This window comes from Vibrio sp. JC009, assembly GCF_029016485.1.
Taxonomy (GTDB): domain Bacteria; phylum Pseudomonadota; class Gammaproteobacteria; order Enterobacterales; family Vibrionaceae; genus Vibrio.
The window spans coordinates 603,191-617,650 of the sequence record NZ_CP092107.1 but is presented as its reverse complement, the minus strand read 5'-3'; the positions used below and the strand labels follow the sequence as shown (position 1 = coordinate 617,650).

Annotated in this window: 9 protein-coding genes; 5 read left to right on the top strand and 4 right to left on the bottom strand. The window is 46.3% G+C overall.

Going from position 1 to position 14,460, the window contains the following annotated elements:
* Positions 1-212 precede the first annotated feature (212 nt).
* Entirely contained in the window at positions 213-2,177 is a 1,965-nt protein-coding gene (locus L3Q72_RS17695) for a diguanylate cyclase (RefSeq protein ID WP_275133490.1), read from the bottom strand.
* A 336-nt stretch (positions 2,178-2,513) separates the two neighbouring features.
* Between L3Q72_RS17695 and L3Q72_RS17690 the strand changes: the two genes are divergently transcribed.
* The 4 genes from L3Q72_RS17690 to L3Q72_RS17675 are packed head-to-tail and all read left to right on the top strand — an operon-like array spanning position 2,514 to position 9,600.
* Positions 2,514-4,532 carry a TonB-dependent receptor gene (locus L3Q72_RS17690; protein ID WP_275133489.1) on the top strand — a complete coding sequence of 673 codons (2,019 nt, stop codon included), beginning with the start codon at positions 2,514-2,516 and terminating at the stop codon, positions 4,530-4,532.
* A gap of 8 nt (positions 4,533-4,540) precedes the next feature.
* Complete coding sequence (locus L3Q72_RS17685) at positions 4,541-5,095, top strand: YfiR family protein (protein WP_275133488.1); 555 nt, start codon at positions 4,541-4,543, stop codon at positions 5,093-5,095.
* 4 nt (positions 5,096-5,099) lie between these two features.
* Positions 5,100-7,511 (top strand): ATP-binding protein, encoded by a 2,412-nt coding sequence (locus L3Q72_RS17680; protein ID WP_275133487.1) that lies wholly within the window; start codon positions 5,100-5,102, stop codon positions 7,509-7,511.
* Positions 7,492-9,600, top strand: a complete 2,109-nt coding sequence (locus L3Q72_RS17675) for an EAL domain-containing protein (RefSeq protein ID WP_275133486.1) — start codon at positions 7,492-7,494, stop codon at positions 9,598-9,600. Before L3Q72_RS17680 ends, L3Q72_RS17675 begins: the two co-directional genes overlap by 20 nt.
* Positions 9,601-9,839: 239 nt before the next feature.
* Here L3Q72_RS17675 and L3Q72_RS17670 read toward each other — a convergent pair whose 3' ends face one another.
* Both L3Q72_RS17670 and L3Q72_RS17665 read right to left on the bottom strand, forming a co-directional pair.
* A complete protein-coding gene (locus tag L3Q72_RS17670) occupies positions 9,840-10,943 on the bottom strand; it encodes an NADH:flavin oxidoreductase (RefSeq protein ID WP_275133485.1) in 1,104 nt (367 codons plus the stop codon).
* A gap of 266 nt (positions 10,944-11,209) precedes the next feature.
* Positions 11,210-11,419, bottom strand: a complete 210-nt coding sequence (locus tag L3Q72_RS17665; protein ID WP_275133484.1) for a hypothetical protein — start codon at positions 11,417-11,419, stop codon at positions 11,210-11,212.
* 484 nt (positions 11,420-11,903) lie between these two features.
* On the opposite strand from L3Q72_RS17665, the gene L3Q72_RS17660 reads away from it, so the two are divergent.
* A complete protein-coding gene (locus L3Q72_RS17660; protein ID WP_275133483.1) occupies positions 11,904-13,121 on the top strand; it encodes a 4Fe-4S binding protein in 1,218 nt (405 codons plus the stop codon).
* Here L3Q72_RS17660 and L3Q72_RS17655 read toward each other — a convergent pair.
* Positions 13,111-14,439: a diguanylate cyclase gene (locus L3Q72_RS17655; RefSeq protein WP_275133482.1), complete on the bottom strand. Its 1,329-nt coding sequence runs from the start codon at positions 14,437-14,439 to the stop codon at positions 13,111-13,113. The two genes, L3Q72_RS17660 and L3Q72_RS17655, sit on opposite strands and share 11 nt — an antisense overlap.
* Positions 14,440-14,460: the final 21 nt, after the last annotated feature.

Sequence of the window (14,460 nt, the reverse complement as noted above, 5' to 3'; positions counted from 1 at the left end):
CTTCAAGACCAGTGCTTAAGAAGAAATGTAATAAAATTAAACTGATTGAATATAGCCCTAATGGTAGTTATATGCCGGTCGGTATAAAGGTAGATCCAAGTTCATTTCGGGTAAAAACGGTCCGTAATCAGGCGGGGTTGATCTTTATCAACTGCACCGGGACATCTGACGTTTATCAGCTGTCCCGGCATAAGAGATGACTAACTTGAGGTTTATATAACTGATGAAATCTGGTTGACGGCTGTTTGATCTTTAAATACACAGCGGTTTCGTCCGTCGTCTTTTGCCGTGTACAGAGCCATATCGGCGCGGATAATCAGCTGTTCCAGTTTCTCTCCCGGCTCATAGATGGCGCAGCCGAAACTGGCTGTGACAGAATAGTTCTCCGGCATTTGTACATGTTTCATGGATGTTCGCAGATCGTCTGCCAGAGAGATAAGCCCCTCCTGAGTAACGACAGGGCAAAGAACAATAAACTCCTCGCCTCCCCAGCGTCCGACGCTGTCGGTATTACGTATCCGGTTATAGAATATCTCGGCTGTCTGGCTCAGGCAGGAATCCCCTGCGGCGTGGCCCAGGGTATCATTGATTCTTTTAAAGTGGTCCAGATCCACCAGGATCACGCCAAATCCATCAGGAATCCGTTCGTTGCGGGTTATCTCTTTATTGAGCAGTTTTTCTATATGTCTTCTGTTACTGATGCCGGTCAGGTGATCGGTATAGCTGAGTTTTTCTATCAGGTCTTTCTCTTCCCGGGCCATATTTTCCGCCAATTGACTCATTACCAGCTCCTGAGTCCGGGTATGCAGCTCAGACTTCAACTGGTTAAAGTTGTTGTTCAGATCATCGATTTCGATAATTTCTGACCGTTCCAGTTCAGAGAGGTGCTGATGCTTCTGCAGTTTTCGGGTGTAGCTGACCAACTGAGACAGAGGGTCACTAATCAGCCGCGACAACTTACTGGATTTCTTAGAAATATAGGCAAAGAACAGCAGATAAAATATCACCATCACCATAATGGCTATGCTGCCTAGGAAGGTCGCAAAGGATTCCAGTTCACTGACCGGAGCTAATAGTGCTTCCTGCTGCAGCAGTATCACAATCCGCCAGCCGGTGGAAGGGATCAGGTTCTGACTGACAATGTATCTCTGTTGGTTTATCTCAGTGGTAAACAGAGGCTCTTTGCTGACAAATTTCTCCCGGAAGTCAGGGTTTTGCAGATGAGTGCCCAACTGGAAAATATTATAGTTGTTCGGCTTATAGACAGTGGTTTCGATATTGCCGGTGTAATTGTGTTCGGTTAGTTCCTGAAGGCCGATAAACTCGGATACTTCATCGGACATGGCCAGTATGTCACCCTCGTTATCGATAAACAGTATTTTGTTTTCCCCGGCGATACTCTGAGACATCAACTGGGTTATCAGTGTTTCCACAGTAATATCGATACCGCTGACACCTTCAAGAAATCCGTTGTTATAAATAGGAATAACATTGGAAACCATCCAGCCCTGACCTGCCGGGTCAAGATAAGCTTTGGTCCAGACCGGGCCGCCGGAAGGATTGTGCTGTTTATCTGCTTTATAGTAAAAGTTGAACCCTTCCATATGCAGTGTCGGACCGTAAGTCTGCGGAGCATCCGGTATGGGCGGGTAAAGGCGGTTCATATTGTCCCAGCTGTTAAAATAAGCCTGAACAATCAGAGGATTCGATTCCGTCAGCCACAGAAAGAAAGGGTCCATCATTTCAGTACAGCGCAGTTTCTTTCTTACATCCGATGAGAGTTCGGTAGTGGAAGAGAGGTAAACGGAAGCCCCGCCGTTCTGAGTACTTTTATACAGGGAACCATTAGCGTGGCGTTCAAATTTTGGTTCACCGGCAGGAAGAATACAATCATCCAGAGATTGAAATACCCACTGGTTTTGCTGTTGCATCAGATAAGAGAGCGCAGAAATGTTATCCAGTTTGCGGCTGAGTATTTCCGCTTCCAGTTTGCCTATGGTGTCCAGCTCAGAGACATAGGCACTTTTCAGCACGTCTTGAGTGCGCATCGCAACCAGATTATTAACGCCGAAGTAGAGGATAATTAAAGCAATTTCAATCACCAGTATCGGAATGAGCGCACTCATAGAGAAATACCGGTATATTTTGCTTTTCAGATGAATTCTCTTCGCTGTCATATCATCCCTTAAATACCATGGCCCTGTTAATTAGAATTATTGATTCTTTACTTAATTATTTGCCAACGGACAGTTGCTACCCCATTCGTATTAATATCAGCGTAGACAGGGTTAAATAGTTATTCAAGGAAATGCTAATGAGCCCTTGAGTAAATGAAATTTACACCCCTGTTACATTCCTTAACCTGACTAAACTCTGATTTATGTAAACGGTTTGTGATTATTTTGTAAATCAAGAAGAGGTTCATCTATTCTATTAGCTGGAATGATATGTGATTAAATTGACAACAAACTCAATAGCATAAAACTTTAGTAAAAATTAAGCGTGGAACAACTATGTCGAAACTGACAGGGATAATTTGTTTTCTACCGCTTGGGATTGCTGCCAATAGCTTTGCTCAGGACTTTACCGATTTAAGTTTTGATGAGCTGATGGAAATAGAAGTAACCTCTGTGAGTAAAAGAGCAGAGAAGTTATCTCAGGCAGCAGCAGCTGTACATGTGGTTACTCAAACAGAAATTCGTCGCTCCGGAGCGACAAGCATTCCCGAAGCACTAAGGCTGGTGCCGGGAGTTTATGCCGCTCAGATTGACTCCAATAAATGGTCAATCGGGGTTCGTGGCTTTGGCGGCAGGCTGGCAAACAAGCTTTTGGTTATGATTGACGGGCGCAGTATCTATACGCCGACCTATTCAGGTGTGTACTGGGAAAATCATGATTACGTGATGGCAGACATAGAGCGAATAGAGGTGATTCGCGGGCCGGGTGCAACGCTTTGGGGGACCAATGCAGTTAACGGTGTGATTAACATTATTACCAAAGGTTCATGCGATACTCATGGGGGGCAGGCAAGGGTTGCCTATGGTAATGAGCTTCAGGGTTTAGTCTCTGTCAGGCAAGGGGGTAACCTAAATGGGACTACTCACCTTAAAGTCTACGCCAAGGGGAAGCAGCTTGATTCTGCCAGCTCCGCAAGCGGTGACTCCCAGCAAAATGACGGGGAGTATCTCAGAAGCGGATTCCGCCTGGATCATCACGGCTTCCGTGATGCCAGCCTGACGGTAAATGGTGATCTCTACAAAACCGATATAGATCAGGAACTGAATATTCCTCTTTATGAGTCTCCCTTTGGCTTTGAATTAAACCAAAGCAAAATGAAAACAGAGGGCGGAAATCTACAAGCGCGCTGGGTTCAGCATACCGGGCTGGACTCTGAGTTTAGTGTTAACGTTTGGTATGACTTCTATAACCGGGAAGAGATCAGGTATGACGAACAACTGGATACCCTTGATCTCAGTTTCCAGCATCAGTTAGTACCGGCCGATAACCATGAGGTTGTCTGGGGAGGGGGATACCGCTGGGGCCGTAATGTACTGGAAAATGGTGCCTGGATTTCGGTTGATGATTCGAAAAGCATCTATGGTATCTGGAACCTGTTTGCTCAGGATACGATCCGCTTTCCTGATCAGGATCTCTCTTTTACTTTGGGCACAAAGATAGAAGGGAATAGTTACAGCGATGTGGAAGTTCAGCCCAATATCCGTGTCAGTTGGGTACCTGATGATGACATGACAGTTTGGGGCGCTATCGCCCGCGCATCGCGTATTCCTTCGCGAGGAGAGACTGATACTGTCTTATCCATGGCGGCGTATCCGCCGGGCAGCGCTTCTCCGTTGCCTGTGTTTATGCAGGTGTCGGGAAGTGATGACTATGAATCCGAACATCTGATTGCATATGAGGCCGGGATCCGCTGGCAGCCGGTTGAAAAGGTGGCGATGGATCTGGCGCTTTTTTACAACGACTACAGCAATCTCCGCAGTTATACCTACGACGGTTACGAGCTGACCAGCATTAACGGCCAGCCCTTTCTGCGAGCACCACTTTACTTTGTAAACAACATTGAAGGCTACAGTTATGGTGGCGAGCTATCTACTACCTGGTATGCAACTGAGAATGCAAAGTATCAGTTTAGCTATAGCTTTATCGATATCCATCTGGAAGACACGGACCCGAATGAGTTTAGTGACATAGTGATTTCCATGGATGAAGACAGAGTGCCGCAGCATCAGTTATCGCTATGGGCCAGTTATAACCTGACACCTGACTGGGAGCTGGATGTTCGTCTCTTCTATAACGATGAGCAGCCATGGAAGTTTAATGGTTACGACTACACTGTTGATGCATATACGGATATGGATTTGCGCATTGGCTGGCAGATAAATGAATGGCTGAATACGGCACTTACAGGCAGAAACCTGCTTCAGGATCATCATCTGGAGTATATGGAGGGAACCTGGAGACGAGCCTCGGAGCTTGAACGGAGTGTATATGCAGATATTTCGGTTAGCTGGTAGATAAGGCTATGGGAAAGTTTAAGGTCAAACTGATAAATGTGCTGACCTTACTCGGCATGAGTATGATGCTCACTGCCGGTATTCCTCTGGCTGCAACCAAGACTCTGGCCGAGCTGAAAGCCGCCTATATTTACAATATCGGCAGGTTTACCCGTTGGCCTGAATGGAAGCTTTCCTCTGCCGATGCCGCTCTGAATATCTGCCTGTTCGGTGAGAATGATGTGGTGCAGGCACTTTCCGCAATGTATGGCAGGACGCTGGGAATGCACCCCATTCAGATTAGCTATCCGGACAAGGTCCATGAATTCGAAGCTTGTCATATGCTTTATGTCTCTCCCGCAGAAAGCCGCCGCTATCGCTATATTCTGCAGCAGGTGGCAGGCCGGGGTGTTGTCACCATTAGTGATAATGACAAATTTATGCGAAGTGGCGGAATTATTAATTTGGTTGAGCGTAGCGGAAAGCTCAGGTTTGAGATTGATAAAAACTATGTTCATAAGCAACCTGTTGAATTTAGTTCTAAGCTATTAAAGCTTGGAATACTTATTGACGGCTCAAGGTGACTCTATGGCTGCAAAAAAATCATTTTCACTTCGTACCAGACTGACTGCAATCGGATTAATTTCCGGTTGCCTGGTTGCTGTGCTTATCACACTGGTTAACGGTATTCTGGAATATGACCATATTTACTATACATCTGAGAGCCAGATTAACACTGTGGCGAAAATTCTGGCGTCGCAAAGCACAGCATCGGTCAGTTTTGAAGATGCTGATGCTGCGCAGGAAATTCTGGACAGCCTGATAACAAAGCCGGATAACGTCTTAGGTCGAATATATACCGCTCACCAGACATTGTTGGCAGAGTATGTAAAACCGGGTTTTATTGCATCACAGAAGTTAGACTGGTCAGAAATCGGTTTTGGTCAGCTGTTTGTTGGCGGCTTTGATGGCCTTATGGTTCATATTGAACCCATACTGTTTGAAGGATTTATTATTGGTCATATTGTGTTGGTCAATGATATGAATGAAATAAATAGCCAGATTACGCTACAGGTTACTTTCGGCATTGGCTGCATTATTGTCAGTATGATTCTTGCTTTTATTTTGTCTGAAAGAATGCAGCGTAATATTTCACAACCTGTCTCTTATCTTACTTCTGTTATGGAAGAGGTATCAGAACATAAAAATTACCAGGTCAGAATCGATGCAGACAGAGATGATGAGATAGGTTCGTTAATGAAGGGGTTCAACCTGATGCTTGAGCAGATAGAGCAGCGGGATACCGAGCTGGCCAGGCACAGGGATCACCTTGAAGATGAAGTAGAAAAGCGGACAGAAGAGCTGACTCTGGAAAAAGAGCGTGCCGAGGCCGCCAACAAAGCTAAAAGTGAGTTTCTGGCCACAATGAGCCATGAAATCCGTACACCTATGAACGGCATTCTGGGAATGACGGAGCTGCTTTCCACCAGTGAGCTAAACAACAAGCAGAAGCACCTGACTAAACTTGTTCATCAGTCGGGCCACAACCTTTTAAATATCATTAACGATATTCTCGATTTTTCTAAGATTGAAGCAGGAAAGCTAACGCTGGAAAAAGTGGATTTTAGCCTGAGAGAAGTTGTTGAGGAGATATCTGGCTTCTTCCTTGAACAGGCCACAAATAAGGGGCTGGAGCTGATTATTTCTGTTCATCCGGAAATAGGAACAGGGTATGTGGGCGACCCGGTAAGGCTGAGACAGATATTGGTTAACCTGTTAAACAACGCCATCAAATTTACCGAAAAAGGTAAGGTGGTATTGCGGGCTAAACCCGTTCAGGTTAACGGTGCAGAGCTTATTCGCTTTGAAGTTGAAGATACAGGCATCGGCGTACAAAAGAGTAAACAGGAACTGATTTTTTCTTCCTTTTCTCAGGAGGACAGTTCCACTACCCGTCAGTACGGCGGTACCGGACTTGGCTTGGCAATCGTAAAAAGCATTGTTTCGTTAATGGACGGAAAAATCGGACTGTATTCAGAGGTTGGGATAGGCAGTTGCTTCTGGATAGAGGTGCCGATGGAGAAATCCTTACTCACTGACTTTGTGAAAAATGAGAGATTAGCAGAAACGTCAGGGGCGGGGCCAGAAGAGGGGCAGGAGCTGCTGGAGTCGGAACCGCACCGCTTTGATTATCCATTCAGAATTCTGGTTGCAGAGGACAACCCGGTAAACCAGGAAGTTGCCTCAATTATGCTTGAAAAACTGGGGCTTCAGTGTGATATGGCTGAGAATGGCCGCGAGGCACTCAGGCTACTGCAAAATAGTGTGTATGACCTTGTTCTTATGGACGTTCAGATGCCGGTTATGGATGGGCTGTGCGCCACCAGGCTTATTCGAGAATATGAAGCAACGGTAAAAACCTCTGCCCCTATTCCTGTTATTGCATTAACGGCAAATGCGATGCCCGGTGATATTGAGCGCTGCACTGAATCGGGAATGAACGGATATCTGAGCAAACCACTCTCAATCGTGCAACTTTATGAGGCAATCGCAACAAGGCTGGATATTCCAAGAGAAAAAATCCTGGATAAAGATCTGAAGTCCGCTCAGCCGGTATACAGCAAAACGGCTTCTGAGCCGCTGGAATTAGGTGCATTAAGACAAATAGCCAACCTGAATCCTGATAAATCTGCAGTGCTGGTTAACAAAGTTGCAAATCTGTTCCTTGAAAATTTGGACACTTCCCTCTGTACTTTTAAAGATGTCAGGGACCTGGAACAGTTGTCAGGTGCGGCGCATTCGCTGAAGTCCAGCAGTGCCAATGTCGGTGCGCACAATTTGTCGAAGCTTTCAAAGCAGTTGGAAAAAGCCGCTAAAGATGAAGTGGAATATAAAGTGGCTGAGTTAATTGAACAGATAGTCTATGAAGCGGAGCAGGTGAAAGAGCATCTGGAAACCTTCTTAAGCGAGAGTATGGATAATGAAGCTAAACAAGCATAGTCAGAATATATTGCTGGTGGACGACGATGAGATGACGCGCTTGCTTTTGCGGGAGTCCATCGGCAGCCTGGGTGATTATGAGATACACGAAGCCCCGAATGGCAGTCAGGCGCTGGAGCTTTATCACAGGAATCGTTACTGCATGCTTCTGCTTGATGTCAGGCTTCCCGATATGAGTGGCTTTGATATCTGCAAATATGTCCGCGCCTCTGAGCAGGGGCGGGAGGTGCCGATAGTAATGATCACCGGGCTGGATGACAGCGAATCCATCGAACAGGCGTATGACTATGGTGCAACGGACTTTATCGCTAAGCCGCTTAACTGGTCTCTTATCAGCTACCGTTTGAGGTATGTGCTCAGGGCATCGGATGATTTTAAAGCCTTAAAACAGAGCGAAAGCCGTCTGGAGCAGGCTCAGGAAATCGCCAAACTAGGCTACTGGGAACTCAACTGTGAAACCGATGAGGTCAGGTTCTCTTTCCAACTGAGTAAAATGCTTTCTCTGCCGGGAACCGGGTTTGAGCATGGTCTGGATGAGCTGACTCATCTGATCCATGAGTCAGACCGCGCGCTTTTCAGCGCCACCGTCAGTAATGTACTTGAAAAGAACGGAGCCGAAGGCTTTGATATCGAGGCACGCCTTCAGCTTTCGGATGAGAGCGTTATCTATACCCATATACAGGCTCAGTTGGTTACCGATGAATCCTGTTTGCTTATTGGTACGATTCAGGATATTTCCAGTTTGAAGGAGTCCCAGTTCCGGCTGAATCATATTGCTCACCACGATGCACTGACGGACTTGCCGAACCGGGTGCTTTTCCACCGGTTGCTTGAGGGGGCAATTGACCGCTCACAGCGAAGCAATCAAAAAGTGGCGCTGCTCTATATCGACCTGGACAGATTTAAATATATTAACGATTCGCTGGGGCATGATATCGGTGACATGCTGTTAATCCGGGTGGCAGAAAGGCTGAGAAGTGTTATCCGTCTTTATGACACAGTGGCACGGCTGGGGGGCGATGAGTTTGCGGTTATTCTGGATAGCATCGACAGTATTCAGAGTGTCAGTCAGTTAACCCAGAGGATCCTTGAAGGCTTTGAGTTTCCTTTCGAGGTGGACGGACAGCGTCTGCATGTTGAGGCGAGTATAGGTATCAGCCTGTATCCGGACAATGGCATCACACAGGAAGAGTTACTGCGTAATGCGGATACGGCTATGTATGATGCCAAGCGCAGAACGCAAAGCAAGCTGGCTTTTTATTCCAGTGAACTGACCGAAGAGACCATGAAGTCATGGACGCTGGAAAATGAGCTTCGTGAAGGGTTAAAGAATAACGAGTTTCATCTTGTCTATCAGCCAAAGGTGGACCCTGAGTCCGGGATACTGAAAGGAGTAGAAGCTCTGATCCGCTGGGACCGGGGAGAGCAGGGTATTATTTCTCCGGCTGACTTTATCCCGGTTGCTGAGGATACGGGGCTTATTGTTCCCATGGGGAAGTGGGTCATTGAAAGTGCCGTTCAGCAGCTAAAAGCGTGGAAGGATACTGAATACAATGAGATATCAATAGCGGTTAACGTCTCAGCCAGTCAACTGCACGATGAGAGGCTTTGCCAGTTTATTGAGAATGAGCTGAAAAAGTCGGATGTACCCTCCCGCATGCTGGAGATCGAACTGACTGAAGAGTACCTGATTGAGGCTAATATCGAGGGAAGCCACTGTCTGGAAACACTGAAATCCATCAATGACCTTGGTATCAAGATGGCGATTGATGATTTCGGCACCGGCTACTCTTCCTTTTCACAGCTGAAGAACCTGCCTATTTCTACCCTGAAGATAGATAAAACCTTTGTGGATTATGTACCGGATAACTCGAAAGATGTGGCAATTGTCCGTTCAATCGTTAGCTTCGCCAAAAACCTCGGGCTGAACGTGGTTGCAGAAGGGGTAGAGACCAACGAGCAGCTCGATTGCATCCATAACTACGGCTGCGATCTGATTCAGGGTTATGTTTATTCCAAGCCCGTGGCAGCAAGGGATATTGAACGAATGATTCAGGATAAGGTGTTAAAGATAAATCGCTCTGACTGAGTAGTGGCGCGTGTGCATAACTCATTGAAAGTTATGCATTTCCTCGTTCCCATGCTCCAGCGTGGGAATGCCTACCTGAGCCTGAGACATTCTGTAGAACCTACAGCATTTACATTCTCAGCTATCTTCTGTTTCGGGGAAATCTGGTAGGGGGCTGGAATATTTGAGTCTGGTATGCATTCCCACGCGGGAGCGTGGGAACGAGTCGAGGTTGGACGTAAGTTTGTGATTTTTATTGATTAAGCGGCTTTTCTGCGTTTGTTGTGAACCACACAGAAGTTACCTCTGCGTGTACGGCATTTAGAGCATCTTTCACAGATAGCCGGGCTCCGGTCGCCCTCTTTCCAGCGCTTGATTAGCTGAGGCTCAGAAAGCAACGGGCGCGCTATGGCGAAGTAGCCGATATTGGTATTCGCAGCCATTTCCTCAATGGTATTGATATCGGAAAGACCGCCCACGGTAATGACCGGAATATTCACCTCTTCGCTGATGACTTTTCCGTATTCAAGGAAGTAACCCTCTTCCTGGATAGCGTGACCATCGTAGGCTTCACCGACCATATCATTCGCTTTACCGTGAATATTCCCTGAGATCTCGATACCGTCTACACCGATCTCTTCCATTTTCTTACAGATGATTCGGGTTTCATCAAACGTCAGGCCGTCTTCAAAAAACTCGGTAGCGGTAAGCTTAACCAGAATAGGGAAGTCTTCACCGACAACTTTGCGCATCTCGCGGTAGATTTCCAGCAGAAAACGCATCCGGTTTTCCAGGCTGCCACCATACTCATCTTCACGACGGTTGTAATAAGGACTCAGAAACTGGTTAATCAGATAGGTATGTGCGCCATGAATTTCAACACCGTCAAAACCGGCCTGCTTAGCTCTTCCGGCGGCAAGGGCAAAGGCGTTAACAATGTAATCTATCTCATCTTTGGTCATCGCTTTACCAAGAGTTTTAGTACCTCTTTCAGCGACCTCACTTGGTGCAAAAATAACGCGAGAGCCGACATTGTGAGTGGTTTTTGTTCCGCCGTAGGCAAGCTGCATCAGGATCTTCGCATCGCTTTGATGAACAAGGTCTGTCAGCTTTTTGTACTCATCCAGAAATGAGTCATCATACATCCCCATCATTCCCGGATTTGGCTGCTCTTCCGGCACAATATTGGCGTAGCCGGTAATAATTAATCCAACTTCACCCTTTGCCAGCTCATCGTAGATTTCATAAAGGCTGTCCGTCATATGACCATGTTCAGTGGTCATATTTTCCCAGGTGGCGCTTCTGACAAAGCGGTTTTTTACTAGCATATTTCCGATTTGGGACTCTTCAAACAGACCTTTCACACTTAACCTCTGCAAAAATTCGCTGACAACCAGCTTGTTGATTAATAGGGCGGGGCTATTCTGCCATGAAAAGCTATGTATGCACAGTAAACATTATGAGGTTTTATGATATGTATTCTATGCATATTTAAAATGCAAAATAATCATAAATTTGAAGTGCCGGTAAAGAAGCATTTATCGCAATAATTAAATTCAGGAAATACTTAAAACTCAGCGATATGGCAAGTTATGCTGAGTAATAGGGGGAGTTTCAGATTATATTTTTGCTACTTTTCTGAAGACAACTTCACCTGATGATGGTTAGACAGACGGTACAGCTCACCACTGGTGTAGATGAAATCTACCTGGCTATCATTTGCGTCGGTACAACTCAGGCGAATGTTATTCGGTTCGGCTTTAGCAAGCTTAACACTGTTAGGGTTGCAGGAGGTTAAGTCTGAAATTCTGTCTAAAGCTTCTTTTATCTGATACCTCATTTGTAAAAACCATTTATTAAATACGGGATAAACATGTTAATGACTGTTGCGTCAGTGTGTAAAATGTTATTAGTTGTATTTGTTGTAACTGTCAGAAAAGTTTAACCAGAGCCACCATATTTTTTAATTTGCAAAAATAGCATTATGCAAATGCAATTTGCTATTGAAGGCAGTGATAAGAGCTCAGAATTCTCTTAGCGTATCATGTAATCCGTTTCATTAAAGTTGGCACGCACTATGCAATACATATAATGACCCTTCTTAAAGCCGAGGGTCACCTAGCCAACTGACGTTGTTAGTGAATACAATTGTTCACACTATCTATAAGCCAACTGCTTGATTTGCGGTTGGCTCTTTTTTTATCTGGTATTGGTATTAGCCCTTTAGGATGAATTGCCTGATAAAAACTTGAGAGCGCACTATAGGAATATCTCCTTGAAATTCGTTACCATACCAATCCTGACGAGTGTAGTATCGATAAAAAATGTCTGTTCTTGAGTCCATAATTCTGATGTCCGGCCTGGCGTTCTGCCTGAGCCTTCTTTATACCAGCAAGCAAAAGTGGGGTTCGATGATGACCCTGGCCCTGGTTATTTCTGCTCTTGCTGTTTCTTTCTCATGGCCGCTGCTGCTTGGAACGGTTGCCGGGCTGGCCGGACTTGGGCTGCTTCACCGCTTCAGACCGGAGCTGGCAACGGCCACCGGCCGGGAAAATACTCTGCGTGACTGGGTGCAGCATATGATGGGACTGGCGATAGCACTGGTGGGTTGCCAGTATATTGTCTACTACAGCCTGCTTGCTCATGGCATTGTTCCGGATATCAGCCGCCCGGATGTGGTGGATGCTTTTCTTCCGATTGCCGCTGGCCTGGAAATCAAAGCAATACTGACACTGAATTTCTGGGATAAAAATCATCCCGCCGCTGCGGTTATGCTCACATCTGTCCTGCTTAGCGGAGTGTTTGTTAAGCGTGCTTTCTGTGGCTGGTTTTGTCCGGTTGGGTTAGCCGGGCAGTATATTCATAAGTTAAGAACCCGCCTGATAAAAGGTGAGTGGAATCCTCCCAAATGGCTGGACTGGCCGCTGCGGATGCTGAAGTACCTGCTGCTTGCCGGGCTTTTATATATTGTGGTATTAGCCATGCCCAAAGAGGCTCTGCCCTATTATCTGAACGGGCATTATATGAAGATTGCGGACCTGAAAACGGCCATGTTCTTTGTCAGTCCGGGAGTAATCGGCGGAACCATTCTGCTTGTTATATTTTTAATGGCGGCCTGGCAGAAGCAGTCTTTTTGCCGTTATCTCTGTCCCTATGGCGCAGCTCTGGGGCTGCTTAGCTTTCTTAGCCCGTTTAAAGTCAGACGAGATACCAGTCATTGTCTGAATGATGCCGGGGGGATGAGTTGTGATAAGTGCACAAGAGCATGTCCTGCCCGGATTCAGGTGCATGTTATCGAGACGGTGCGGGTGGATGAATGCCAGTCCTGCATGCGCTGTATCAGCGCTTGCCCGAAAAAAGAGGCGTTGTCTGTCAGATCGCGTTGGGGCAGCAAACTATCAGCACGAGGCGTGCTGATTATCTTGCTGTTATTGATGTTTGGTTTGCCTCTCATAGCACACATGGCAGGCTTCTGGCATAGCCAGGTGAGCGATGAAATGCGGATGGAACTGATCAGGTATCTCCACCAGATCAATCACTAGGTTCGCCTACCATCAGCATTAACTCTTCGGCGTTAAGCGCCTTGTCCAGAAAAACAGTGTGGCTGATGGAAACCGTGATATCAATTTTATCGGTTTCCAGCTTCACCTGTTTTTCACAAATGGAATGCTCCAGATTGGTGGTAATCTGCCTGATCAGATCTTCGTCCACTATCCGTGGAAGAATCGCAAAAAACGTTGCTCTGTCTGTTCTGGCCAGGATGTCAGAGGATTGCAGCCCTCGTGTTATTCTTTCCGCCACTTCCATCAGCAGGCTGTTGCCGGTGTTTCGTCCATAAGTGCTGTCTACCGGGTGAACGTCATTCAGATAAATCTTCACCAGAGCAAAGCCGGTATCCCTCTTACGGGAGTGATTGATCATCTGCTGAAGTGTAAAGGCGAAATATTTGTGATTAGGCAGACGGGTTACGCCATCCTGCATGGAAAGATGGTATGCCTTTTTATAAAAGTGGTAGAAGGCGATAAATAGCAGGGCAAAGATAAGCACGATGGGATAACCGATTAACCTTGCCGCATATTTATCAGTGAACGGAATGTCTTCATAGAGAGAAGAGATGGAGACGGCCATTTCCCATGTGCCGGAGGGCAGAATCACATTCTCGCTGCTGTAGATTGAGTCAAAAACAGCAGGATTTCCCCAGAAAACCTCCCCCTGAGAGCCTTTCCCATCTTTGCCTCTTATGGAGAAATCGTATCTTTTATCTATTTCATATACACCAGCTGCCCGAAATAGCTTTTCCAGATCCAGCACAACGCTGCAGGTTCCCCAGTATTCCAGGTTAAGCGGTGGGTCGGTAAAGATGGGGGTACGTGCGATAAGGCCAACGCCGCCCTGAACAAGATTTACCGGCCCGGCAACAAAGATAGATTCCATCTTTCGCGCTTTTTTTACGGTTTCCCACTGCTTTGGTACGGTTCTGAAGTCAAGCCCCAGTGCCTTTTCGTTACCTTCAATAGGGTAAATAAACTTAATCACATCATCGGGTGCCACACCCAGATTCTTCAGATGGTGTGACTTACTGTATAGCTCTGTGGCTATGTCGTTCCACTGGCTGGTGGTTGATTCAGGGTTGCTGCTGATAATCGTTGCCAGGCTATTGGCGTAGAAGATATCGGAATAGATATCCGCTTCCAGATTTGAACGGATGACATGCAGCTCCCTTTTGGCTGACCTTACGATCTGCTCATGGGAGTATTTAGTATATTGAGAATGTTGGTATTCGATAACCGAAAAGGCGACTACCAGTAAAAAAGACAGTAGCAGCGCTATGCTGGTTCGAATACCTGGTAAATACTTCATCGGCACCTGAACTTTATAAAA